27 protein-coding genes, 1 pseudogene and 1 riboswitch are annotated in these 23,867 nt (G+C 65.8%); of the genes and pseudogenes, 20 read left to right on the forward strand and 8 right to left on the reverse strand.

Features of this window, described 5'->3' with window-relative positions:
• The first annotated feature begins 67 nt into the window (after positions 1-67).
• From cysD to AU187_RS16255, 4 genes and pseudogenes are all read left to right on the forward strand, one after another.
• Positions 68-1,044 (forward strand): annotated as a pseudogene (cysD, locus tag AU187_RS16240) (sulfate adenylyltransferase subunit CysD).
• Positions 1,044-2,930, forward strand: coding sequence for a sulfate adenylyltransferase subunit CysN (gene cysN, locus AU187_RS16245; protein ID WP_059097801.1), 1,887 nt, complete (start codon positions 1,044-1,046; stop codon positions 2,928-2,930). Before cysD ends, cysN begins: the two are co-directional and overlap by 1 nt.
• The gene (locus AU187_RS16250; protein ID WP_059097800.1) at positions 2,927-3,658 is read left to right on the forward strand and encodes a 3'(2'),5'-bisphosphate nucleotidase CysQ; all 732 of its coding nucleotides are present in this window, start codon (positions 2,927-2,929) and stop codon (positions 3,656-3,658) included. Before cysN ends, AU187_RS16250 begins: the two co-directional genes overlap by 4 nt.
• 8 nt (positions 3,659-3,666) lie before the next feature.
• Positions 3,667-4,143, forward strand: a complete 477-nt coding sequence (locus AU187_RS16255; RefSeq protein ID WP_059097799.1) for an Rrf2 family transcriptional regulator — start codon at positions 3,667-3,669, stop codon at positions 4,141-4,143.
• A 9-nt stretch (positions 4,144-4,152) separates the two neighbouring features.
• Here the strand turns inward: AU187_RS16255 and AU187_RS16260 are convergent, their stop codons facing one another.
• Positions 4,153-4,545: a VOC family protein gene (locus AU187_RS16260; RefSeq protein ID WP_059097798.1), complete on the reverse strand. Its 393-nt coding sequence runs from the start codon at positions 4,543-4,545 to the stop codon at positions 4,153-4,155.
• Between the two features lie 55 nt (positions 4,546-4,600).
• Between AU187_RS16260 and AU187_RS16265 the strand changes: the two genes are divergently transcribed.
• A complete protein-coding gene (locus AU187_RS16265) occupies positions 4,601-5,614 on the forward strand; it encodes a nitronate monooxygenase (RefSeq protein ID WP_059098375.1) in 1,014 nt (337 codons plus the stop codon).
• 2 nt (positions 5,615-5,616) lie between these two features.
• Here AU187_RS16265 and AU187_RS16270 read toward each other — a convergent pair whose 3' ends face one another.
• On the reverse strand, positions 5,617-6,030 hold the full coding sequence (locus AU187_RS16270) for a VOC family protein (RefSeq protein ID WP_059097797.1): 414 nt from the start codon (positions 6,028-6,030) through the stop codon (positions 5,617-5,619).
• Between the two features lie 48 nt (positions 6,031-6,078).
• Here AU187_RS16270 and AU187_RS16275 point away from each other — a divergent pair, with 48 nt between their 5' ends.
• Positions 6,079-6,963 carry an LLM class flavin-dependent oxidoreductase gene (locus AU187_RS16275; RefSeq protein WP_059098374.1) on the forward strand — a complete coding sequence of 295 codons (885 nt, stop codon included), beginning with the start codon at positions 6,079-6,081 and terminating at the stop codon, positions 6,961-6,963.
• A 138-nt stretch (positions 6,964-7,101) separates the two neighbouring features.
• Positions 7,102-7,329 carry a hypothetical protein gene (locus AU187_RS25120; RefSeq protein WP_231740216.1) on the forward strand — a complete coding sequence of 76 codons (228 nt, stop codon included), beginning with the start codon at positions 7,102-7,104 and terminating at the stop codon, positions 7,327-7,329.
• Positions 7,330-7,344: 15 nt separating this feature from the next.
• Here AU187_RS25120 and AU187_RS16280 read toward each other — a convergent pair whose 3' ends face one another.
• From AU187_RS16280 to AU187_RS16295, 4 genes are read right to left on the reverse strand one after another with little or no spacing between them, the layout of a single operon-like run.
• Entirely contained in the window at positions 7,345-8,193 is an 849-nt protein-coding gene (locus AU187_RS16280) for an oxidoreductase (protein WP_059097796.1), read from the reverse strand.
• Entirely contained in the window at positions 8,194-9,456 is a 1,263-nt protein-coding gene (locus tag AU187_RS16285) for a hypothetical protein (protein WP_059098373.1), read from the reverse strand. It abuts the gene before it with no gap.
• A complete protein-coding gene (locus AU187_RS16290; RefSeq protein ID WP_059097795.1) occupies positions 9,453-10,610 on the reverse strand; it encodes a sulfotransferase family protein in 1,158 nt (385 codons plus the stop codon). The genes AU187_RS16285 and AU187_RS16290 overlap by 4 nt, the downstream gene beginning before the upstream one ends.
• 34 nt (positions 10,611-10,644) lie before the next feature.
• On the reverse strand, positions 10,645-11,088 hold the full coding sequence (locus tag AU187_RS16295; protein WP_059097794.1) for a nuclear transport factor 2 family protein: 444 nt from the start codon (positions 11,086-11,088) through the stop codon (positions 10,645-10,647).
• Positions 11,089-11,162: 74 nt separating this feature from the next.
• Between AU187_RS16295 and AU187_RS16300 the strand changes: the two genes are divergently transcribed.
• Both AU187_RS16300 and AU187_RS16305 read left to right on the forward strand, forming a co-directional pair.
• Positions 11,163-12,053, forward strand: coding sequence for an SDR family NAD(P)-dependent oxidoreductase (locus tag AU187_RS16300; RefSeq protein ID WP_059097793.1), 891 nt, complete (start codon positions 11,163-11,165; stop codon positions 12,051-12,053).
• 153 nt (positions 12,054-12,206) lie between these two features.
• The gene (locus tag AU187_RS16305; RefSeq protein WP_059097792.1) at positions 12,207-12,449 is read left to right on the forward strand and encodes a hypothetical protein; all 243 of its coding nucleotides are present in this window, start codon (positions 12,207-12,209) and stop codon (positions 12,447-12,449) included.
• A gap of 18 nt (positions 12,450-12,467) precedes the next feature.
• On the opposite strand, the gene AU187_RS16310 is transcribed toward AU187_RS16305, so the two are convergent.
• Positions 12,468-13,013, reverse strand: coding sequence for a TetR/AcrR family transcriptional regulator (locus AU187_RS16310; RefSeq protein ID WP_059097791.1), 546 nt, complete (start codon positions 13,011-13,013; stop codon positions 12,468-12,470).
• Positions 13,014-13,201: 188 nt separating this feature from the next.
• Here AU187_RS16310 and AU187_RS16315 point away from each other — a divergent pair, with 188 nt between their 5' ends.
• The 8 genes from AU187_RS16315 (at position 13,202) to AU187_RS16345 (ending at position 21,558) form a co-directional block, all read left to right on the forward strand.
• On the forward strand, positions 13,202-14,428 hold the full coding sequence (locus tag AU187_RS16315) for a cytochrome P450 (RefSeq protein WP_059097790.1): 1,227 nt from the start codon (positions 13,202-13,204) through the stop codon (positions 14,426-14,428).
• A 240-nt stretch (positions 14,429-14,668) separates the two neighbouring features.
• The gene (locus AU187_RS16320) at positions 14,669-15,790 is read left to right on the forward strand and encodes a tyrosine-type recombinase/integrase (protein WP_059097789.1); all 1,122 of its coding nucleotides are present in this window, start codon (positions 14,669-14,671) and stop codon (positions 15,788-15,790) included.
• A 294-nt stretch (positions 15,791-16,084) separates the two neighbouring features.
• Positions 16,085-16,327: a hypothetical protein gene (locus AU187_RS16325; RefSeq protein ID WP_059097788.1), complete on the forward strand. Its 243-nt coding sequence runs from the start codon at positions 16,085-16,087 to the stop codon at positions 16,325-16,327.
• On the forward strand, positions 16,324-16,491 hold the full coding sequence (locus AU187_RS25125) for a helix-turn-helix domain-containing protein (RefSeq protein ID WP_082683836.1): 168 nt from the start codon (positions 16,324-16,326) through the stop codon (positions 16,489-16,491). Before AU187_RS16325 ends, AU187_RS25125 begins: the two co-directional genes overlap by 4 nt.
• Positions 16,491-16,829: a hypothetical protein gene (locus tag AU187_RS16330; RefSeq protein WP_059097787.1), complete on the forward strand. Its 339-nt coding sequence runs from the start codon at positions 16,491-16,493 to the stop codon at positions 16,827-16,829. Before AU187_RS25125 ends, AU187_RS16330 begins: the two co-directional genes overlap by 1 nt.
• A 1-nt stretch (position 16,830) precedes the next feature.
• Positions 16,831-17,853 carry a bifunctional DNA primase/polymerase gene (locus AU187_RS16335; RefSeq protein ID WP_059097786.1) on the forward strand — a complete coding sequence of 341 codons (1,023 nt, stop codon included), beginning with the start codon at positions 16,831-16,833 and terminating at the stop codon, positions 17,851-17,853.
• The gene (locus tag AU187_RS16340; protein WP_059166919.1) at positions 17,850-19,403 is read left to right on the forward strand and encodes a DUF3631 domain-containing protein; all 1,554 of its coding nucleotides are present in this window, start codon (positions 17,850-17,852) and stop codon (positions 19,401-19,403) included. Before AU187_RS16335 ends, AU187_RS16340 begins: the two co-directional genes overlap by 4 nt.
• Positions 19,404-20,939: 1,536 nt before the next feature.
• A riboswitch (SAM riboswitch) is annotated at positions 20,940-21,051 on the reverse strand.
• 276 nt (positions 21,052-21,327) lie between these two features.
• Positions 21,328-21,558 (forward strand): hypothetical protein, encoded by a 231-nt coding sequence (locus AU187_RS16345; RefSeq protein ID WP_156425476.1) that lies wholly within the window; start codon positions 21,328-21,330, stop codon positions 21,556-21,558.
• Positions 21,559-21,618: 60 nt separating this feature from the next.
• On the opposite strand, the gene AU187_RS16350 is transcribed toward AU187_RS16345, so the two are convergent.
• Positions 21,619-22,023 (reverse strand): hypothetical protein, encoded by a 405-nt coding sequence (locus tag AU187_RS16350; protein WP_059097783.1) that lies wholly within the window; start codon positions 22,021-22,023, stop codon positions 21,619-21,621.
• A 184-nt stretch (positions 22,024-22,207) separates the two neighbouring features.
• Between AU187_RS16350 and AU187_RS16355 the strand changes: the two genes are divergently transcribed.
• The 3 genes from AU187_RS16355 to AU187_RS25495 all read left to right on the forward strand — a co-directional run bounded on the left by AU187_RS16355 (position 22,208) and on the right by AU187_RS25495 (position 23,704).
• Positions 22,208-22,618, forward strand: coding sequence for a DUF732 domain-containing protein (locus AU187_RS16355; RefSeq protein WP_059097782.1), 411 nt, complete (start codon positions 22,208-22,210; stop codon positions 22,616-22,618).
• Between the two features lie 443 nt (positions 22,619-23,061).
• Positions 23,062-23,421, forward strand: a complete 360-nt coding sequence (locus AU187_RS16360; RefSeq protein ID WP_059097781.1) for a DUF732 domain-containing protein — start codon at positions 23,062-23,064, stop codon at positions 23,419-23,421.
• Positions 23,422-23,542: 121 nt separating this feature from the next.
• Positions 23,543-23,704, forward strand: a complete 162-nt coding sequence (locus AU187_RS25495) for a hypothetical protein (RefSeq protein ID WP_156425475.1) — start codon at positions 23,543-23,545, stop codon at positions 23,702-23,704.
• Positions 23,705-23,867 lie beyond the last annotated feature (163 nt).

Genomic DNA, 23,867 nt, shown 5'->3' on the forward strand with positions numbered 1-23,867 from the left:
CTTCCTGCGGAAGCGTGCACCCCAGTGCGTTGACATCGGGCGCGCCCCCGGTGTCTAATAGCGGGCAATGGTCATAAATATGGTCAATCCTACCAACTTTACGAGGAAAAGATGACCGCCGTCACCACCACCGAACAGGTCAACGCAGGGCGCTACGAGCTCAGTCATCTGCGCTCCCTGGAGGCCGAGGCCATCCACATCATCCGCGAGGTGGCCGCGGAGTTCGAGCGGCCCGTGCTGCTGTTCTCCGGCGGCAAGGACTCCATCGTCATGCTGCATCTCGCGCTGAAGGCGTTTCGGCCCGGCCGGCTCCCGTTCCCGGTGATGCACGTCGACACCGGCCACAACTTCGACGAGGTGCTGCACACCCGCAACGAACTCGTCGAGGAGTTCGGCGTCCGACTGGTCGTGGCCAAGGTGCAGGACGACATCGACGCCGGCCGCGTGGTCGAGACGATTCCGTCGCGCAATCCGATCCAGACCGTCACGCTGCTGCGGGCCATCCGCGAGAACAAGTTCGACGCCGCGTTCGGCGGTGCCCGCCGCGACGAGGAGAAGGCGCGCGCCAAGGAGCGGGTGTTCTCGTTCCGCGACGAGTTCGGCCAGTGGGACCCGAAGGCCCAGCGGCCGGAACTGTGGAACCTGTACAACGGCAGGCACCACAAGGGCGAGCACATCCGCGTGTTCCCGTTGTCGAACTGGACCGAGTTCGACATCTGGTCCTACATCGGCGCCGAGAAGATCAAGCTGCCGTCGATCTACTACGCACACCGCCGCAAGGTGTTCGAGCGCGACGGGATGCTGCTGGCCGTGCACAAGCACCTGCAGCCGCGCAAGGACGAGGAAGTCGTCGAGAAGACCGTGCGGTTCCGCACCGTCGGTGACGTCACATGCACCGGCTGCGTGGAGTCGCGCGCGGCGACGGTCGCGGAAGTGATCGCCGAAACGGCGGTGTCGCGGCTCACCGAGCGTGGCGCCACCCGCGCCGACGACCGCATCTCCGAGGCCGGCATGGAAGACCGCAAGCGTGAGGGGTACTTCTGATGACTCGCACCACTGAGCGGCCCGCCTCCACTGCGCGGCCCGCCGCGACGTTGCTCCGGATCGCCACCGCGGGCTCGGTCGACGACGGAAAGTCCACGCTCATCGGGCGGCTGCTCTTCGACTCCAAAGCCGTCATGGAAGACCAATTGGCCTCGGTGGAGCGCACATCCAAGGAACGCGGTCACGACTACACCGATCTGGCGCTGGTCACCGACGGTCTGCGCGCAGAACGCGAGCAGGGCATCACGATCGACGTCGCCTACCGCTACTTCGCAACGCCCAAGCGCAAATTCATCATCGCCGACACGCCCGGCCACATCCAGTACACCCGCAACATGGTGACGGGCACATCCACGGCGCAACTGGCCATCGTCCTGGTCGACGCCCGCCACGGCCTGCTCGAGCAGTCCCGTCGGCATGCGTTCCTGGCGTCACTGCTGGGCATCCGCCACATCGTGCTCGCGGTGAACAAGATGGATCTGATCGATTGGGACAGAGAGCGATTCGAGAAGATCCGCGATGACTTCCACGACTTCGCCGCACGCCTGGACATCCACGACGTGACGACGATCCCGTTGTCGGCGCTCAACGGCGACAACGTGGTCACCAAGTCCGACAACACCCCGTGGTACGAGGGTCCGCCGCTGCTGAGCCACCTCGAAGAGGTCTACATCGCCGGGGACCGCAATCTCGTCGACGTCCGCTTTCCCGTTCAGTACGTGATCCGCCCGCAGTCGTTCGAGCACCACGACCACCGCAGCTACGCAGGCACTGTCGCCGGCGGCGTGATGAAGGTCGGCGATGACGTCGTCGTGCTGCCCGCGGGATTGACGTCCCGGATCGCGGCGATCGAGGGTCCGGCCGGACCGGTCGACGAAGCGTTTCCTCCGATGGCGGTGGCGATCAGCCTCACCGACGACATCGACATCTCTCGCGGCGATTTGATCGCGCGACCGAACAACCAGCCGAGAGTCACCCAGGAGTTCGACGCCACCGTCTGCTGGATGGCCGACGGATCCGCGCTGGAGCCCGGCCGCGACTACCTGATCAAGCACACCACCCGCACCACACGGGCCAGGGTCACCGCCCTCGACTACCGACTCGACGTCAACACGCTGCACCGCGACAAGGAAGCCACCGCGCTCAAACTCAATGAGCTCGGCCGCATCTCGCTGCGCACCCAACAGCCGCTGTTGCTCGACGAGTACAGCCGCAACGCGGCCACCGGCTCGTTCATCCTGATCGACCCGAACACCAACGGCACGGTCGCGGCGGGCATGATCCTGCCGCAGGTCACCGCGCGCACCTCGAGCCCCAACACCGTGCGCCACGAATCGCTGTGCAAGGCCGAGGACCGACTGAGCAAGGGCAAGACGGTGTGGTTCACCGGCCTGTCGGGTTCGGGGAAGTCGTCGGTGGCGATGCTGGTCGAACAGAAGCTGATCGAGAAAGGCGTTCCCGCTTATGTTCTCGACGGCGACAACCTGCGCCACGGCCTCAACGCCGACCTCGGGTTCTCGATGGCCGACCGCGCCGAGAACCAGCGCAGGTTGGCGCACGTCGCGGCAATCCTCGCCGACTCCGGACAGGTGGTGCTGGTGCCGGCGATCAGTCCGCTCGAGGAGCATCGGGCCCTGGCCAGAACGGTGACCACCGAGGCGGGCCTGGACTTCTTCGAGGTGTTCTGCGACACCCCACTGGAGGATTGCGAACGTCGCGATCCGAAGGGCCTGTACGCCAAAGCCCGCGCCGGGAAGATCACCCACTTCACCGGTATCGACAGTCCGTATCAGCGGCCGAAGAACCCGGATCTGCGACTGACTCCCGACCGCGACCCCGAGCAACTCGCCGAGATGGTGATCGAGCTGCTGGAAAGCGACCGGTGAGCGATCACGAACTCGCCGCCCGCCTGGCCACGGCGGCCGGGAAGCTCCTGCTCGACGTCCGCTCCGAACTGGCCGATGCGAGCGAAGCCGAGCGTAAAGCCGCGGGGGACAAGCGCTCTCACGACTTCCTCGCCGAAGCGCTGGCTGCCGAGCGGCCGGACGACGCCGTGCTCTCGGAAGAGGGCGCCGACGACCCGGTCCGCCTGACCGCCGGACGGGTGTGGATCATCGACCCGCTCGACGGCACCCGCGAGTTCTCCGAACTGGGCCGCGACGACTGGGCAGTGCATGTCGCACTATGGCAGGCCGGTGAACTGGTCGCCGGCGCGATCGCGCTTCCCGCGCAAGGCGTCACGCTGGCCACCCCCGCGGTCGACTCACCGCCCGCCGGTCCCGACAAGCCCCGGATCGTGGTCTCGCGGACGCGCCCGCCATCGATCGCGCTCGCGGTGCGCGACGCGCTGGACGGCACATTGGTCGAGATGGGCTCGGCCGGGGCGAAGGTCGCGTCGGTTGTGCAGGGACTTTCGGACGTGTACGTGCACGCCGGCGGCCAGTACGAGTGGGACTCCGCGGCGCCAGTCGCCGTCGCCCGCGCTGCGGGCCTGCATGCGTCCCGTATCGACGGCTCGCCGCTGATCTACAACCGGCCCGACCCGTTGCTGCCCGACCTCGTTGTCTGCCGGCCCGAGCTTGCCGAGGCGGTGCTGGCTGTCACGCGTGATTGACTGGGCACATGCGCATGTCGGCCAAAGCCGAGTACGCCGTCCGCGCGATGGTGCAACTCGCGACCGCCCAGGACGGTGTCCTCGTCACGACCGACGATCTGGCCAAGGCGCAGGGCATTCCGCCGCAGTTTCTCGTCGACATCCTCTCTGACCTGCGCACCGACCGCCTGGTGCGCAGTCACCGCGGCCGCGAAGGTGGCTACGAGTTGGCCCGGGCCGCGAAGGACATCAGCCTCGCCGACGTGCTGCGTTGCATCGACGGTCCGCTGGCCAGCGTCAGAGACATCGGCCTCGGCGATCTGCCGTACACCGGGCCGACGACCCCGCTGACCGACGTCTGGCGGGCGCTGCGGGCGAGCATGCGTTCAGTGCTCGAGCAGACGAGCGTGGCTGACGTGGCCGCCGATGCGTTACCCAAGCATGTGCGAAAGCTCGCCGACGACTACCGCAGTCAGGAATCCAAGCGCGGCCACTCGCTGAGTTAGCGTCGCGGGTCAGCCGGAACCGGATCCGTAGGGCCGCGTGATGATCTCGAGGTAATGGCCCGAGGGATCCTGGAAGTAGACACCGCGACCACCGTCGTTGTGGTTGATCTCGCCGGGGCGCGAGCCATGCGGATCGGCCCAGTGCTGCAGACCACGCTCCCGAATGCGCCCGTAGATCTCGGAGAACTCGTCCTCGGACACCAGGAAGGCGTAATGCTGCGGCCGGATGTCCTCGTCCGTGCCGGCCTGTGCGTAATCAAGGCTGGCCTCGTGCGCCAAGGGCACCGCCAGGAAAGGGCCGAACTCCTTGGCAGCCGGCAGCCCGAACAACTCGGTGAAGAACCTGGCCGATTCCTCGCGGTCCCGCGCGGCCACGATGGTGTGGTTGAAAGTGATGGCCATACCGGTTCAGTCAACCACCGTCGGCGGTGAGACGGCAACGTTGCACGATGTAAGCATGACGTTCGACTTCAGAGACCTCGTCCAGCCCGTCGTCGTGGCGCCCATGGCGGGCGGCCCGTCGACACCCGAACTGGCCGCCGCCGGAACCAGGGCGGGCGGTCTGGGTTTCGTCCCGGCCGGTTATCTGACCGCCGAGGTGTTCGCCGAGCGTCTCGACGCGGCGCAGCGGCTGGCGTCCGGCCCGGTAGGCGCCAATCTCTTTGTGCCGCAACCCAGTGCAGCCGCTGCAGAAGCGATCGAGCGCTACTCCGAAGCGCTGACCCGCGACGCTGAACGCTACGCCACTACGCTCGGCGAGCCCCGCTTCGACGACGACGCCTGGGCCGCCAAACTCGACGTCCTTCTCGATATGCGGCCCGCGGTGGCGTCGTTCACCTTCGGTCTGCCCAGCACCGAGGAGATCCGGCGGTTACGCGCGGCGGGTATCACCACGGTCGGCACGGTGACCACGCTGGCCGAGGCGCAGCAGGCCGTCGCGCGCGGCGTGGACGCGGTGGCCGCGCAGGGACCGGAGGCCGGTGGGCACCGCGGCACCTTCGACCCGACCGCGCAGCCGTCGGATGTCCCCTTGGACGCGCTGCTGGCTTCGCTGATCGACAGTGTCGACGTGCCCGTCGTCGCTGCCGGAGGCCTGATGACCGCCGAGGATGTCGCCCGGGTGCGGCGCGCGGGCGCGGTGGCCGCGCAACTGGGAACTGCGTTCCTGCTCGCCGACGAGGCGGGTAGCAGCGCCGTGCACCGTGGGGCGCTGCAAGACGGAGAGTTCACCGAAACCGCAGTGACGAAAGCATTCTCGGGACGATACGCACGCGGACTGCGCAACCGGTTCATCGACGAGCATGAGGCCGAGGCACCGCTCGGCTACCCCGAGGTGCACTATCTGACCAGCCCGTTGCGCGCAGCGGCCGTCCGCGCCGGCGATCCGCACGGCGTGAATGTGTGGGCCGGCACCGGTTTCGGAAAAGTCAGGTCCGGATCAGTGGCCGACATCATGGGCACCCTGGCCTGACGTCACTTCGGGGCGGTCAACTCCAACGCGATGTTGTCCGGGTCGCGGAACTCGAGGATGTAGGAAGGCCCGATGTCCTTGATCGGTTCGTGGGCGACGCCGACCTCGTCGAGATGCCGTGCGGCCGAATCCAGTTCGTCCTTGCTGAGCAGACGGAACGCGAGGTGGTCGAGTCCGGTGCGGTTCTCGTCGAACCGGTCGGTGGCCGCGGGCCGCAAACCCACCAGCATGCCGCCGAGGTCGTAGATGACGCCGCCGTACAGGAAGCTCAGCGCGTCGCGGGTGGCCGCGTCGGCACCTTCGGGCAGCTCGAACAGGACACGCCAGCCGAACACTGCTTCGTAGAACTCGCGCGACCGCTCGATGTCGGTGACGGTCAAGCGGATGTGCGCGATGGACGCGGTGGTGATCGCCATGCCCCTCATGCTGCCAGCCGTGCCAGAATCGCCGTCGTGCAGATCGGGATGACGATGCCGGTGATGGAACCCAACCTCGACACCGACACGCTCAAGGCATGGGCGCGGGCCATCGACGACGGTCCGTTCTCCTCGCTCTGTTGGGGTGAGCGCATCGCGTTCGACAATCCGGAGACCCTGACGCTTCTCGGCGCGCTCGCCGCCTGGACCGATCGGGTCCGGTTGGTGACGACGGTGGTGGTCCCACAGCTGCATGACCCCGTCATGCTGGCCAAGGCGCTGGCCACCGGTGACATGCTGTGCGGAGGGAGGTTGACCGTCGGTCTGGGCGTCGGCGGCAGGGCCGAGGACTACCGCGCGGTCGGCGCGGACCCGGCTACGCAGACCATGCGAGGGATGGCCGAGCGCGTCGCGGTGATGCGGCGGGTCTGGGCGGGCGAGAAGATCACCGAATCCGTCATCCCCGTCGGTCCGCGGCCCGTGCAGTCCGGCGGGCCGACGTTGCTGGTCGGCACCATCGGCCCGAAAACGGTTCGTAGCGCTGCGCAGTGGGCAGACGGGCTGGCGGGTACGACGCTCGATCTCGACGTCGACCGGCAGAATGAACTGTTCGATGTCGCCCGCACCGCATGGGCGCAGGCGGGTAAGCCCCCGCCACACCTCGCGACCTCGTTCTGGTTCGCGATCGGCGACGGCGACGAGGCGCGCGCACAGGTGCATCGGCATCTGCGGCGCTACATGAACTGGATCCCCGACGACGTCGTCGATGCGATGGCGCCGACGACGGGATGGGCAGGCGTCGAGAACGAGCTGCTCGACGTGCTGCGCCGCTTCGAAGACGTCGGCGCCGATGAGATCCACCTCATCCCGACGAGCTCGGACATCGATCAGGTGCGCAGGGTCGCCGAAGTGGCGAAGGAGTTCACGACGTAGCGGTCGGGGGGTGGGTGGCCGGCCGGGCGGCCGGGTGGCACGATGGAACTGTCGGGGAAGTCGTGAGCGCCTTGTCGTGTTGCACAGTCGCAGAGCGATTGATGCAGCGGCGAGGCAGACAGCCGAGAGGAATTCACGATGACGATGACAACACTGAAGAGGTTCGCAGCCGGGGCCGTGATGGCCGGGGCGCTCGGGATCACATCCGCCGGCCTTGGCGCAGGTCAGGCGGTCGCCGACGATGAGTGGTGGTGGTGGGACCCGCCGTCACCGGGCCACTTCGTCCCGTCGCCGGGCCACATCTCTCACATTCCGGGTGTGCCACCGCCAGGCCACTGGGACAAGCCGTGGAAATGGGGCCATTAAGCCCTGACGTGAGCCTCACGGCTCTGCAGCGGCGTCCTTCGGGAAGTTCACGTCCTTGGTGACGGCTTCCCATTCGTCGATGGAAGCCGAGAATGCGGCCAGTTTGTCTCGGACTGCCTTGAGCACGTCGCGGCCGAGCAGCAGCCGCAGCGGCGGTTCGTCGAGCGTGCTCACCATCAACACCGCCTCGGCGACCTTGCGCGGATCGCCGGGAAGGTGGTTGGCGAACTCCTTGATCATGGTCTTGCGGGCGCCGACGTTCTCGTCGTAGTCGGTGATCGGGGTCGTCGATTCCCACATCGAGCGGGCCGCCCAGTCGGTGCGGAACGCCCCGGGTTCGATCGCGGTCACCCGGATGCCGAACGGCTTGACCTCTTGGGCGAGGGCCTCGGTCAACGCTTCGAGGGCGAACTTCGTCGACGAGTAGTACGCGTTCGGCGGATTGGCCACCAGGCCCGTCATCGACGAGATGTTGATGATGTGGCCGGAATGGCGGGCGCGCATCTGAGGCAATACGGCCTTGATGGTGTCGACGACGCCAAAGTAGTTCGTGTCGAACAGCTTGCGGACCTTCTCGTCCTCGCCCTCCTCAACGGCGGACAGGTACCCGTGTCCGGCGTTGTTGACCAGAACATCTATGCCCCCGAACGCCTCGGTCGCTTTCTGGACCGCGGCGGTGATCTGGGCCTTGTCCGTCACGTCGAGCGCGACGATCGCCGCGCGGTCACCGAAGGTCTCGGCGAAGTCGGCCACCGTCTCGGTGCGACGCGCGGTCACCACCACCGAATGCCCCGCCCGGAGGGCAGCGGCGGAGATCTCACGCCCGATGCCGGTCGAGCAACCGGTGATCAGCCAGCGGGCCATCTACAGAGTTCCTTCCGGTAGCCGGCGCAGATAGGCGGTCCGGCGGTCCGCCAGTTCGGTGGCGCGTTCTGCGGCCGACACCCGGCGCAGCGTCGGAACCTCGTTCTCCAGGTTGTCGAGTGGGACGACCCGGCCGCTGGCGCCGAGGTCCGGCTTCGGTCCCTCCTCGCCGAACTCGGCCATCCGCAACGTGAGGATGCCCTCGGTCAGACCGTCGGAGTCGATCCAGTTGGCGACACCGGGATCGGTCGGGGCGATGACGTAGGTGTAGGTGCCGTCCTCGTTCGGCACCGACTGCGCCTTGTTGAGGCTGCCGGTGCGGTCGATGATGTCGAGCGTGGTGCCCCAGATGTTGCTCAGCGGGACGGTGAAGTACTCGGCGCCGCCGTCGCTGACGTCCACGACGAAGGCCTCGCCGGGATTCAGGTCGAACCGGCCCATCACGTAGACCTGGTTGCGCATCGCGCCGACCCGGTCTGCGGACCATGCGAGGTTGAAATGGTTTGGCGGCATCTTGTAGATGCCGTGGCTGAGCTTCCCGGTGAAGTTCGCGAAGTGGGCCATCATGGCCGCGGTGGCATCGGCCTGCTCGTCAACGGTTCGGGCCGGTTGAGAAACATCAGTCGGTTCAGGCCCGAGTCGTTGCACCGCAAGGTGATTCGGGTCATCGCGGTCCCAGTGCAACAGGACGTCGCGGATGTAGAACTCGTGTGCCTCGGGGCTGGTCTGCACGTGGTTGGGCCTGCCGTCGGCGGGTCGGGAGTCGACGGTGATGGTGAACGAGCCGTCGGAATCGACCTCCATGGTGCGACCGTTGAGCACCGCGACGGTGCCCATGTTGGCATCCCACAACGTGAAGTAGTTCTCGGTCATCCGGTTCTCGCCGACGCGGCCGTGGAGTTCGTAGCGTTCGTCACCGGAGATCGGGATGACCCGGTAGACGCTGTCGGGATTGTCGATGCCCCAGCGTGATCCGGGTATCGAGCGGCCGTCCACGGGGTGAGCGAGCCGGGTGATGCAGCTGACCTTCGGTCGCAGCTTGTCCTGGTTCGACGACCACACTGCGGCGGAGAACATCACCTCGGCGAAGGCGTCGTCGAAGCGCTCGCGCATGGCATCGGAGGCTTTGGCCCGCCCGAGCCACGTTTCGGCGACGCTGCGGTACGCCGCCTTGACCGTCGGGTGGTTCGTGAGCTCGAGTGCCGCCAGTTCCTGTTCATGCTGCGAGGCCGTCGCAACGGGATCGCCGGTGAATTCGGTCATCGCGTCCTTCCATGGGTTGCGCCGCAACGGAACCGGTCGTTGTAGGCCGCGAACCACTCGTCGATCTGATCCTCGCTGAGGCCGTAGTCCGACGCCGAGTAGGGCGGCCGGGCGGGCTCGCGCGGCCGGTCGGTCAGCCACCGGCGCATCGCTGCCTCCGCACGGGCAGTCAATGGCACATCGATCGCGTCGTAGACCCGCGACACCTGAGCGATCGGATCGGCGACCGCGTCGGCGAATTCGATGTCGGTGCAGCGCACCGACTCGTCGCTCCATCGGGACCGGGTCGCCATGGCGCGGTCGTTGGTCCATCCCATTCGCTGCAGCCATTCCGCGCCGACGCGGTGGCGGTCCACGCGGTCGGCGTGCATCGCGTGCAGCGTCGCGTTGAGGCTCGCGCCCGACGGGATGGTTTCCTTCGGGTCCCGGTGCATGTGCACGATGTGCAGGTCGGGAAAGCGGATCCGCAACGTGTCCAGATAGCCAAGGTGGGCAGGCGATTTCAAGACCCAGCGGTGCGCTGTGAGGCCCGCCTGACGCTTCTGCCATTGCAGGAACTGCAGCATACGGTGCAGGTAGTCGTAGGCGGGAGTGAAGTCCTGCCCGTCGATCCACGACCGGTATGCGGGAATGTGTGCTCCCGACTCGGGCACGTGCGACAGGAACGCGTCGGAGAGGAAGACGATCTCCTCCTCGGGTTCGCGCGCGTACATCGGGTGGATCGAGAACAACTCCGGTGCGTGCTCTCGCGACGTCGCTTCGCGCCGCTCGCTGATGGCGATCCGCGGATCCTCGCGGTCGGCGAAGTCGTAACCCAGCTTCGGGGCGGCCTCGACGACTTCCCAGCCGTAGGCGCAGTGGAACCGGTCGTCGGCGGCCAGCAGGCGCTGCAGCAGCGTGGTACCGCTGCGCATCATGCCGAGCACCACGATCGGTGCGCCGATGACCTCGTCGGTGATCGCTGGATGCCGCCGAATCCACTCCTGGGCGCGCAACCGCATCCGCAGGCTGTGGATCAGACCCGAGCGCAGGATGTGTGCGCCGATGTCGTTGAGGTCGGCGCCGGCGTAGCTGTCGGCGAGCACCGCCAGCGGTTCGATGAATGGCAGCGGACCCCAATCCTCGAGGCCTTCCTTCTGCTGCGCGGCGGCCATCAGCCCGGCAGCGTCGAAGGGATGTCGCACGGGATCAGAACTTCAGGTGCGCGCTGGTGTCGCCGACCTGGTCGACGTACATGGTGCGGCTGTCGAACCACCACGCGCCATCGATGCGGTGGAAGGTGTCGCGGTAGTGGCCGGTGACGATGACCTGCAGCGGCAGCTCGGGTGTCGCCTGAGTGACGCAGTAGTACGCGCTGCCGCGGGCGGTGCCGGCGTCCTCGTCGACGGATATCCGCACATTGGTGGTGAAGTGTTTGGTCTTCGGGGTGCCGTCGTCGTGGATGCGCGTTGCCATCTCGTACATCTGCCGGACCCGTGCTGTCCCTTCGAACACGGTTTCCGGCGGGCCGTCCTCCACCCCGCAGATGCGGCCGTGGGCGAACAGCGCTGCCACGCCGTCCAGGTCGCCCGCGTCGATCCGCTCGGCGTAGGTGTACACCAGATTTTCGATCTCGCGGGCGGCGTCGCTCATCGAGCGGTAGACAACCAGTCGCAAAGTGTCATGTCAACGATTCGGTGCGACGCGGCCGTCGCTAATGTGCCGTTGTGGCTACGAATTGGTCGCCGAGCCGGCTCGGCAATCTGAGCGGCAAGCGGATCATCGTCACCGGCGCGACCAACGGCGTCGGCCTTGCGACTGCGCGGACCCTGGCGGGCGCGGGCGCTCATGTGATTCTCGCGGTTCGCAACCTCGAACTGGGTGCGCAACGTGCGGCGGAGATGGGCGGAGACACGTCCGTGGTCAAGCTCGACCTCGCCGATCAGGCGTCGGTGCGGGCTTTTCCCGAGTTGTTCGACGGCGACGTCGACATCCTGATCAACAACGCGGGCTTGGTCGCCCAGAGCCGAAGCGACACCGTCGACGGCTTCGAGATGACGCTCGGCACCAACTTCTTGGGCCCGTTCGCGTTGACGAACCTGGTGTTCGACCGGGTGCGGGACAAGATCATCAACGTCGGCTCCGATGCGCACAAGGCGGCGGCCATCGCGTTCGACGACCCGCATCTGCGGTCGCGCAAGTGGTCGGCCTATCCGGCCTATGCGCGCTCGAAGTTGGCGGTGATGCTGTGGGGCCTCGAACTCGACCGGCGGCTGCGCGAGGCCGGTTCACCGATCACGAGCTATCTGACACATCCGGGCTGGGTCGCGTCGAACCTGACCAACGTGTCGGATACCCGGGTGATGGCCGCCTTCCATTCGGTGGCCAAGGCCGTGGCCGGTGCGCTCGCCAACGACGCCGACGCAGGCGCCGCGCCGACGCTCTACTGCATCACTGAACCGATTCCCCCCGGCAGTTACGTCGGGATCGACAGCAGATACGGACTCAAGGGGGGTCCGACGTTGAGCGGCCGCGCGGCCGTCGCGTGCGATTACGAGGACGCCCGAAGGCTGTGGGAATTCGCCGAAAAGGAGACCGGGACGAGTCTGCCGGTGTAACCGCACGGTTCGCCGCGATCTCAGCGGCGAGGCTCCGTTTGGGACGTCAGCAAACGGCTCAGAGCGCGTATCTATTTCCTTCGGCGTGCGACACACGGGTGGCTGAACTAGACTTCCAGGTCTCTCGGTGTTCCATTCGGGGAGGGATGTCCCGTGACCGAGCAAATTTTCGATATCAAGAAAATCGGCGCTGTCTGTGGATTGTCAGTCAGCTTCGTTCTCGGTGGGTTCACGTCTGTCGCCGCCGCTGATCTAGTCCCTGACACTGGAACGTACGACGACAACATGGATCTCGAACAGGAGGAGTGCTGGGGCGAGCTTTCCTCACCGCCCACCCCGTTCGAGGTCGGAGACCCCGAGTCTGCAGGCTGTCAGTATTCACGCACGTCCGAGTAGCGGGCACGAAGCGATCCGTCAGTTGAATGCCGGCGCAATGAAGCGCCGCACCACTTGCTGTTCCACGTCGTTGTCGCCGATCGGCCAGACCGCCAGCGACATGACGACGCGAACGATCCATTGGGCCGCCTGCGGGTCGTCGTCGGTTATGCCGGTGAGGTCGGCGGCGAGACGGCCCAGCACTGGCGACGACGGAAGCTCGGTCAGATCACGACCGGCACTCAACCCGATCATCATTTGCCGTATCGGGTCCGATCGGATGTGTTCGAGTGCGACCGTGATTGCCGTTACCACTCGCTCCGCGCCACTCAAGTTTTCTACGGCGCGTCGGACCGAGTCGACGATGCGGGCCGCCAGGCGGAGTAGAACGGCGTCGCGGATCTGGGCTTTGCCCCCGGCGTAGCGATAGATAGTCGCCCGCGAACAGTGCACTCGTGCGGCCAGGGCGTCCATGTCGAAGGCTTGTAGACCGTCGCGCAGCACGAGGTCGGTGGCTGCGGCATAGATGCGGTCTGCGGCAGCCGTACGGCGCTCGCCGCCAAGGAGCCAATCGTCTCGGATCACGCTGATCGTCCTCTCGAATCCCCAAAGTCATATCGTCTCAGGGTTGAGACAAATTCGTCCGCAGATTTCAGCGTCGACGCCGGTCCAGCGTGTACCGTGAGACGGCCGCCGCGCGATGGGCGTAGCAGGCGTTTCAACTTTCCCGGAGCTGGTTGACGCGCGTTGTCGACGCCGATCAGCGTGGAGAAATGACGTCGCGCGATGGTCAGCTTGGCATCGGGTTGTTCGATGATGAGTACATCCAAGATCCCTACCCTCTCTACCGGCGAATGTTGGCCACAGCACCGGTGCATCGGATCGGCGATTCCGGGTTCTATGCGGTGTGCAGCTGGGATGCCGTCAACGACGCCGTCGCTCGACCCGACGACTTCTCGTCGAACCTCACCGCGACGATGACGTATCAGCCCGGCGGCGAAGTGGGCGCCTTCGAGATGGAAGGTTTGGGCGGAAAAAGCCACGTGCTGGCCACCGCCGACGAGCCCGCGCATGCGGTGCACAGGAAGGCGTTGCTTCCGCAGCTGGCAGCCAAACGTATCCGGGCCTTCGAGCCGTTCATCGCCGAAACCGCCGAGCGGCTCGGGAATGCCAGCATGCGAGACGGGCGCATCGAATGGATGAGCGCCATGGCGAACCGGCTGCCCATGATGGTCGTGGGGCGGATCATCGGTGTCCCGGATACCGACATCGACAAGCTCGTGCGGTGGGGATATTCGGCGACCCAGGTGGTCGAGGGACTTGTCAGCCAAGACCAACTCACCGCTGCGGGCAACGCCGTGATGGAACTCGCGGCCTACATCACCGATCAGTTCCGGCAAGCTGCCGCCGACCCGCAGGACAACTTGCTGGGCGATTTGGCTATGGCGTGCGCATCGGGTGAGTTCGAAGAGCTGACCGCGCAGGCGATGATGATCATCTTGTTCAGCGCGGGTGGCGAATCCACGGCGTCGTTGATCGGTTCTGCAGCTTGGGTTTTGGCGACTCGACCGGATGTCCAAGAGCGCGTGCGCGAGCAACCGGAGCTGCTCGGCGCGTTCCTCGAAGAGGTATTGAGATACGAGCCGCCGTTTCGGGGCCACTACCGTCACGTCGTCAGGAACACCACGCTGTGTGGTGTGGATCTTCCAGCGGATTCGCGCCTTCTGCTGTTATGGGGAGCGGCCAACCGCGATCCGGCGCAGTTCGACAATCCCGACGAGTTTCGACTGGACCGGCCGGCCGGAAAGAGCCACATCTCATTCGGCAAGGGCGCGCACTTCTGCGTCGGAGCGGCGCTCGCCCGGTTGGAGGCTCGGATCGTGCTCGGTCAACTCCTGGAGCACACGTCGACGATCGAAGCGGCTGAGGTGGGCCGGTGGCTGCCGAGCCTCCTGGTGCGGCGCCTCGAACGGCTGCAACTGGCGTGCAAATCGGCTTAGTTCGTAGCTGACACTGGTGCGGTGGGCGCCGAGACGGATAGCCAAAGGCCAGTCAGCGGGTGATTTTGAGGGTGCCCTCGGCAGGATTCGAACCTGCGGCTGAGCAAAGCGTCTTGACCGCCCTCGGCCAGCACAAACCAAGTTTGAACTGCGCTGATCACCAGAACAATGTGTGGACAGCAATAGACATCCGTATCCTGTTGTAGGCACGTAGATAACACGGAGATAGCACGGTGAGGTATGGTCGGGCGGTCCAATCGGCGGGGGTGGGGCTGGATTCGCCGGTTGCCCTCGCGGAGGTGGCAAGCGTCCTACGTCGGCCCTGACCTACGGCGCCACAACGCCCCGCACACTTTCACGGCCAAGCTCGACGCCGAGGGCTGGCTATCCGCGGAGCGCCGCCTCATCGAGCTGGATCAGTGGACGCCGCCGGCGCAGCGCAGGGCCGCACGCCGGGGTGAGGTTCTCACCGTCGGGCGATACGCGGCCACCTGGGTCGCGGAGCGCGGCTTGAAATACCGCACGCGCCGTCACTACGAGTCCCTGCTGGCCAACCACATCGAGCCGATGCTGGGGCACCTGCCCCTGAGCGGGCTGAATGCCCGGGAGGTGCGCGCCTGGCACGCCGCATTGGCCCCTGGCCACCCGACGACCCGTGCGCACGCCTACTCCCTGCTGCACGCGGTCCTGGCCACCGCCGTAACCGACGGACTGATCACCACCAACCCATGCTCGGTTCCGCGTGCCATGCGGGCACCGCGCCGCCGCGAGCCCGTCATCCTGGGCGTCGCCGAGGTCGCCGCACTCGCCGAGGCGATACGCCCCGAACGACTGCGAGCCATGGTGCAGGTTATGGCGTGGTGCGGGCTTCGGTGGGGGGAGGTATCCGAGCTGCGCCGCAAGGACATCAGCGCCGACGGCGCCGTGCTCACGGTGTCCCGCGCCGTCACCCGCCGCGACGGCGCGTACCGCGTGGATCGCCCCAAAAGCGGCCGGGTACGCAACGTCGTCGTCCCTCCCCATGTCCGCGCCGACCTCGTTCAACATTTGGACGAGTTCGTCGGCGACGGCCCCGAGGCCCTACTGTTCCCGGCAGCACGTGGTGGGCACCTTAACGACCGTGTATTCAGCCGGGAGTACTTTGCCAAAGCGCTGAAAGCCATTGAGCGCGAGGATGTCCGGGTTCACGACTTACGCCACTTCCAGGGCACCCAGGTCGCCCGTGTCGGCACGTTGCGCGAGTCCATGGACAGACTTGGCCACTCCACGGTGGCCGCGAGCCTGATCTACCAGGGCATCGTGAGTGGGCGCGATGCGCAGATCGCCGAGGCGCTGTCCGCGCTGGCCGAGGAGGAGGAGTGAGCCGACCCCTCGACGCCTTTTTCGTCGCGCTCGACGCCATCGACGTGTTCGTCGCGCTGTCCGACGAGGGTGAGGCTGTCGAATTGTCAACGGACAGTTGACATCCGTAGGTGACACGCTCAGGCAAGCGTTGGGCCGGAGCTACCTCCGACTGCTAATATCGACTCAGCTCCCCGGAGGCTTATGAACGGGCCGCTCGACGGAGGAGCCTGAGCTCGAGCACCCCGCGAGGTTCGGCGTTCACGGACTAAGGACCGGGCAGTTGTTGTCCAACGCTGCCGAGGAGTCCTTCTGATGGCCCCCTTCCTTCCAATACGCCCTGAATCTCTCTCCGCCACTAGGCGGGTCCACCAGGGCCGCTACGCCGGCCTGATCCGCGATCGCGCGCCGGACGACGCCGAACTGCTCGAGGCCAAGCGCCTCATGGTCGTCGGTAACTGGCTCAGCGCCCTCGAGAAGCTAATCGCGCAGAACCCGCCGATGAACGCCGATGAGCACGCCTATGCGGCGTCGCTGCTGTCGGACGCCGGCGCATGAGGCTCACCCTTCACCAGGCCGCTGAGCGTGTCGGTCTGAGCGAGAAGACACTACGGCGGTACGTCAGCGATGGTCGTTTGCGGGCCTACCGCGTCGGCGCCCGCGCCATCAGGATCGACACCGCCGACCTCGACGCCCTGTCCCGGCCCATCGGGGGTGACTAATGAACACCCGCGTGGGCGACCGGGTCCGCATCGAACGCGACGAGACCCGCTGGCCGTCGAAGGGCACCTGGCCGCAGTTCCGGGGGAAGGTCGGGACCGTGGTCGAGGCCAACCGCGACCGCAAGCGCCCTCATCTGATCGAGTATGCGGTGGCGCTGGGCAAGGTGACCCCCCGCAACGACGGGCGAGGGGGTTTCAACTACGACGCCAAGTCGGTTGCGTGGTTCAAGGACTACGAGATGCGGCGGGTAACCCCTGAGCGCCCCGCTGGGCGTGTCTCGGGTCGCCAGGCCAGCGTGGCACCAGAGGCCGCAGCCTCCCACTTGGGGGTGCGGTGACGTGACAGACGACAAAGATCGCCCCCGCGAAACCGCAGAGGCGACCAGTCCCCCTCAGGACGACTCGATCATAACCCAGGACGCCGACGATCTGCGGCTGAGGACACTCGTCGCTGAGGGCGGGATGGTCAACGCGGCGCTGGAATGGGCCGCCAACGGCTGGCCGGTATTCCCGCTGCGGGGCAAGGTGCCATGCATCCCCTCCGCGCACTGCGGCAGGCGCCGGTGCCGCGGCGAGTGCGGCCGCCTCGGGCACGGCGTGTGGGACGCCACGACCGACCGCGCCCTGATCGGCGCGCTGTGGGCCGACCACCACTTCGGCACGGCCAATATCGGCGGGCGTGTCCCCGACCGCGTCCTCGTCGTCGATGTGGACGACATCGACGCCTTCGACTCGCTGCTCGCCGCCCACGGCCCCTGGCCGCGCTGCCAGATGAGCCTCTCTGGGCGCGACGGCGGGGGAGCGCACCTGTTCGTGCGCCGCCCGCAGGGCAGGATCAGCGCCCGGCGCCTGCCCAAGGGCATTGACCTCAAGCACGAGGGCGGCTACGTGGTGCTGCCACCGTCGGTCCACCCCGAGACCGGGCGCGGCTACCGCTACGTGGACGGGCCAATCCCCGAGCCGCCGCGGTGGTTTGTCGCTTTGGTCACCGAGCCGCCGAGGCATGCCGGCCCAGAGCGCCGGCGGTGGACGGGCAGTAGCCCGTCAGTGGTCGACGCCTACAACGGGTCGACGAGCTGGCACGAGGTCCTCGAGCCGCACGGCTGGGACTGTGTCGATGCCGGCGGCGACGAGGAGGGGGCGCGTTGGCGCCACCCCGCCGCCACCGCGGAATGGTCGGCGACGGTCAGCAACGGCTCGCTCTACGTCTACTCGACGAGCACCGACTTCGACACGACGCGGCCCGGTGAGCCGCAGGGCTACAGCCGGTTCGCCGCCTACGCGGTCCTCAATCACGGGGGCGACATGAAGGCCGCCGCCCGGTCGCTGCGCCGGCGGCAATGGCGGAAAGGGGCAGCATGAACGACGCCGACCAGGTGCCTCCGATGACCGCCGCCGTCAACGCCAACCAGGCGGAGTTGGTGCCCGAGGAGAACGGAGCCGACCTCCTCGACGAGGTCTACGCGACGCTCACCCGCTTCGTCGCCTTCGCCGATGAGCACCAGCCAGTCGCGGTCGCACTCTGGACCGCAACCACCCACGCGCTCCCAGCGTGGCACCACGCGACCAAGCTATGCATCACCAGCCCGATGAAGCGTTGTGGCAAGACCCGGTTGATGGAGGTCTCCGCAGCCCTCAGTTTCAACTCGGTGCTGGTGGCCAACACCTCAGTCGCCGCGCTGTTTCGTCTGGTGTCCGACAGCAATGAACATGACCGCCCGACGATCTTCCATGATGAGGTAGATGCCGTGTTCGGGACCAGGAAGGCCGCCGAGCAGAATGATGACCTTCGGGGTCTATACAACAGCAGCTACCAGCGCGACTGGCCCGTTTGGCGGTGCGTCGGCGTGGGGACCAATCAGGAGTCCGTACCTTTCGATGTCTTCTCCATGTCGATGCTTGCCGCAATAAAGCACATCCCCGACACGATCTCAGACCGTGCCGTAAACATCGCACTTCGGCGGAGAGCTCCCGGAGAAACCGTCGCCCGGTACCGGAGCCGCCGCGACGGTCCGGCACTCGAGGAACTACGCAACAAAATCAAGGCGTGGGTGCGCAGCCCCGTCAAGGACGACGAGGGCACGACCCGCCTCGACCGGCTGCGCGCCGCCGAGCCGACGATGCCCGACGCCGTCGAGGACAGGGCGCAGGACGCCTGGGAGCCGCTGTTCACCATCGCCGAGGAGGCCGGCGGCGACTGGCCGCAACGGGTTCGCGACGCCTGCGCGGCGCTCACCGGGGCGGCGGCCGAGGACGACGAGGAGTGCAAGCTCGATACCAAGCTGCTATCCGACATCCGCGACATCGTCGACGAGCATAAGAGCAGCTTCATCGCCTCCGCGGCGCTAGCCCAATTGCTGCGCGCACGGGCCGAGTCGCCGTGGCAGAAGTTCGAGCTGAACGAGAACGGACTCGCGCAACGGCTGCGGCCCTTCGGCGTCAAGCCCGGACGCGACACCTCCGGCAAAGTCCGGGGTTACCGCGTGGACGAGCTGACGGACGCCTTCCGCAGGTACCTCCGTCAGAACCCGCCAGACCGTCAGACGATGCCTTCTGACAAGGGCAAAGTGGAAGACGACGGGAAAACCGCCACTCGTCAGAACCCGTCAGAACCCGTCAAATCTGACACCCGTTTGACACGCTCTGACTACCGGGAAAATACCGCGCAGTGTGGCGTACTTGCTGGTCACACGATTACCTCTGACGGCTTGACGGCTTCTGACACCGATCCCAAAGGGGGCGGGCTAAGGGACAAGGGCGTCGATACGTCCGGCAAACGACCGTGCCCCGAGTGCAGACGGACCGGCCTGCCCAGTGCCCTCGGCGGTCCGTGCCTACGCTGCCAACTCAAGGCCAACCAGGCCCAGCGCCCCCAGACTGGCACAACCCCGCCGTCGGGGGCCCACGGCTGACCTGCCACCTGACGGGAGCGACCGCCGCTGCTCGCCAAGCCGCCCTGCCGCGACCGCGGGCGCGGCGGCCTCTACGTGGGCGCGCCCCAGCCCGGCGGACGCTGCCTGCGCTGCCAGCTCGGCGATTGGGGCCAGGAGCCCGTTGTGGGTCAGAAGCCGTCCCCGGGCGCAGGCGGCCCGCCGAAACGATCTATGAACCAGTCGCTTGTATCAATGGCCAGGTTCGGGCCGTGTCGGCGAAGGGACGTGAGTCGAACCATGTGGCTGATGTAGCGGGGATAGATCGTATTTGCTTTTCTCGAATACCGACATCCCGGTTTCCCACTCTTCTGCTATCTGCTTGGCCTCGTCGCGCGAATGTGCCCAGCCCCGAGCGACTTGTACGCGCCTTCCATCAACATCATCGACAGAAAACGCCACGATCCACGCATCCGCACCGGCCGTATTTACTTCGTAGTAGCGGAGATGGTCGCCGTCGGCCCGCGCCCATGTCGGAGATTCGTCCTCTTCGTGGAGGCCATCTGTCCATCTCAGTCGCTTGGTCACACCCTGATTCAACTCGTACATACGGGAGTGCGTCGGCAATCTGCCGCCAAGCGCGCCGCAGCCGGCCAGATTGCCCCGATATTCTCTTTGCGGTGACCACGTTGCGCAGGAGCCCGGCCGCCGACTGAACTCCGCAGCCAATGGCCGTCGCGTAACCAACCGCTACTGCGTGAGCCAGGGCTTTGGGCCTCGTAAAGGCGTGTTCGATCGACGATGCGCGAAACGCCGCTTATTGCTCATCGAGCCCGTAGCCAGGTCCGAAATGGGGGGCCGACCGAAATCTGCCACAGCCGAACTCGTACCAGGCGGAACGGCGGAGCAACCTATGGGTAAAGCAAAATCTCATGCCATTATGTCCGTCAAACAGGAGATCAGTATGGCCGCGCCCTACGCTCAGCCTAGTCCTAGGGTGTCTGACTCCGGCCTCCCTTCTACCCCCTTCCCCCGTTGGCTTGGGCTGCCGTCTACTCGTTGCTGCTGGTCCGCAATTTCCGTAGTCGCTGCGACCTTCCAGCGGCATACGGGGGCGCGAGTCGCAGGGGCGGCACATTCGTCGGTATCCCTGCGCTGGGGATTAGGTGATCGGCATTGGTCGCGCGATGGACGTAGCATTCTCGCCGTTCGTCCGGCGCCGCCAAGCTGAACACGCTTCGCGCACCGCCGAAGAACGCCTCCTCTGGGACCGCCAAGAGGTGCCAGCGTGGCTTCCACACCGCTCTCCCGCCGTACCGGCGAAGCGCCTCGTGCAACAGCGCCGGACGGTGGTTCCATCGCACTAGAGACACTTCCTCGCCCTCGATGTGAACAAGCCCGTCCTCGTCTACGCCTGCGGTAACAGGGATAACGGCCGATGGCTCCCGCATGGAGTGGTTGAAATGAATCCAGTGGATGAGATGGCCAGGGCATAAGAGTGGCATCTGCCATCTGTGCCCGAAAGTTCCCAGACATACCCGGACATGTGGACTCCCAGATTTCCGAGCCTCCGCGAGGGAGGCGCTCTTGCTGTCACCGGTTGGTGCCAGCCGCTTCGTCATCCGAGCCACCCACGAGCGTGGGGTTGGCGTGCCGTCCAGTCGGAGCTTGGCGACGACATCTCATGAAGCAGTCTCAAATCTACATCGGCTCCCCGACAGGCACGAACGCTCAGTCGAAACGAGCGGGGCGATCTCGCCTTCATGACTCAGGTCTACGGTTGAATGAGCGGAGGTTGGGAGGTGGACCTCCGAAAGCTGTTGGACGCTAGTACGCGGGGATCAAGAACCGACCCGACGGGATAGGGGCCGTCGTGACCAGGTGACTCCAGTTGTTTGTAAGCGCCAACGAAGGACCCGACTAGTGTGGCGTTCTAGGCAGCGTGAGGCTGAAAGGCGCGAAGCACGTGGACTACGCGATGAAGTGCAACAAGTGGTACAAGCTTCGGCCAGGCGACTACACCTTCACCACATGGGTGGGTGATGACCAGTTGACGTATCGAGTTGTGCGTCAACAGGATGGCTGGCTGCTTTCTCGGAAGGTGGCTGGCGCGGGATTGCTGATTCTCGGTGCGCCGGCGAAGACGCTCAGCGAGGCCCAGGCTGTAGCCGAGGCGGACGCGGAGGTCGGACTCTAGGACGGAGCGGCCTCAGCCACGAACGCCGCCAGCTTCGCGATCGCTGCACGTTGCGGCGTATTAGAAGGTTTGAATGAAGTCGGTGCTGATCCGCATACCGTGCCCGGTTGTGTCGTTCGTAAACCGGGTTCCCGACTCATCGGGCTCTACCGTCCAGCCGAGGAAGTGGTATACCTCGCCGTATTCGAGGACGGTCGAGTATTGCCGCGACCCGAGGTCTCCATTGGAGAATTTGAAGACGCCGTCCGCTCTTATCACTGCGAGATTCCCTTCCGGCGGATGCGGCAGGTATCCCTGACATACCACCAGATTTCCGCGGTTCAGCGAATCATTGGTCTGAATACCGCACTGCATCTTGCCGCTCTTGGTGACTACTCCCACGGAATCCTGGGCGCTAGACACTGCGGGTTGCGCGAGAGCCGCCAAGATTGGCAGAGCCAGGACGGCGACGATCTGACGTTTCATTACTGATCCTCCCCCATGTCGCTACTCCACCACATGGTCAGACCTTGCGCTGGCCGATAGCGACTTTCCGGCCGCCTAAAGACTCATTCATAGGGAAAAACCTGATTCCTGCCGTTCGGATCGGACATATCGTGGCTGCTATTACGCCGCGGTGTGTGTTTCTGTATGCGCCTCAAGGAGAACAATGATCAACAGGACTATCTACGTAGTCGGCGTTGCTGCCGCACTCACCGTTTTCGCCAACTTAGGTGCGGCCTCTGCTGCCCCGCCGGGGCCGGACGACGCCGGTTATTGCGGGGCTCATACCGACCCGCTCGACTGCTGGGCCGACACAGGACCTGTCACTGCCGGCGAGGAAGCGTTCATCGACCGGATGCGCGGCCAGATTCCCGGCGACGACACCCGGCTTCTGCAGATCGCTCGGGGCACCTGTCAGATGCTCGTGGGTGGCAGCGCGACGTGGTTCATCGTGGACGACGTGTCGGAGCAACTCGGGGTTAGTGAAGCCACCGCCGACCAAGTTGTGAACGTTGCGATGGACACCGCGTGTCCGGGGCTAGTGGTCGGCCCGGACAGCGTCGCGAGGCCGAGCTGATGGCCTGGGCCTGGATGCCTTGCGCCATCGCATTCGTCGCTGCATCATCGGTGATTTGCGCTCCGCCAGCAATGTCGGACCCGAAGGGCTGCAGCGCATCCGAACCACAGTGCCAAGTCGTGCCCGGAATGCGCGACGGCGTGCCCGGGGGTCCATGCTCGAATTGGACGCTGAACACTTACGGGTACGGGCCGGCTGGCCTGACAATGCAGTGCTTCTCGTATGACGGCGGCGTGTCGGGCCAGTGGTCGGCCACTCCGAATCTCGTGGGGGTCAGACAAATTGGCTCGCCGTGCTCGAGCTGGCAAGTGGCACAAGCTCCTGACGGCGGACCTCTCCGCTGTTTCTCGACGGGGCCTTATCAGGCGTCGGGCGACCCCACGAAGCCGAATGGAATTTGGGCGGTGCTCCCTGTTCCATCTGGCGGCGAGGGCTAGGCCGAGATGTTAACGGCCAAGATCGGCGTCATCACTGTTGCAGGGTTGATGCTCGGCGCCATCGGGCTTGGCGCATCAGGTCTCGCCTTAGCGCAGAACGACACCGCTGGTTATATACACGCCCTAGACGAGGCTGGACTAATTGATCACGACGGCGATCCCTGCAACATCATCGACGGCGTATGTCACGGTCAGTTCCGAGACGGACGAGCGTCCGTCACGACCGGCACGTGGGTATGTCGCCAAATCGACCGGGGCCGCGCCCGTGACTCGGTCGTCTACGAACTCAGCCACGGTGAAGGGTTGATGCCCTCGTCGTACAACGCGCCCATCATCTACGACGCGGCTACTCAATACCTGTGCTAAGGGCGTCAATTCCTGCGCTAAGGGCGGCATCGCGCCCATGGATGCAGGGTCTCACCGTCTACACGGGTCATCGCAGCGTGCCCCAGTGAGTTCTGATCGGTCCGGAAGGACGATAGTGTCTGTGCTCCGGGTCAAGCTCAGCGACAGCATCTCGGAATTTGCGGTCGAGCCGGTGAGCTATTGCTTCGGTCGCCTCGGCGGTTCGCCCGTCGTTAGCTGCATGCGTGAAGCGCTCGATCCCCAGTTCGACGCTCAGGTCTGCGAGCGCCTTGACCAGGCCTAGGTAGCAGAGATGGCACTCGGGCATATTTAGACTCGACAACCATCCATTCGCGCTCAGATCGTCTTTCAGAAGGCTTCGCAGCGTCATTGACCGCGCTCGCTGAAATTCCCCACTGACGCTCATCGAAATTCCCCACCCGTGTGGCTCCGCCGAGAAGGGCGGG

The organism is Mycobacterium sp. IS-1556, from assembly GCF_001499985.1.
Taxonomy (GTDB): Bacteria; Actinomycetota; Actinomycetes; order Mycobacteriales; family Mycobacteriaceae; genus Mycobacterium.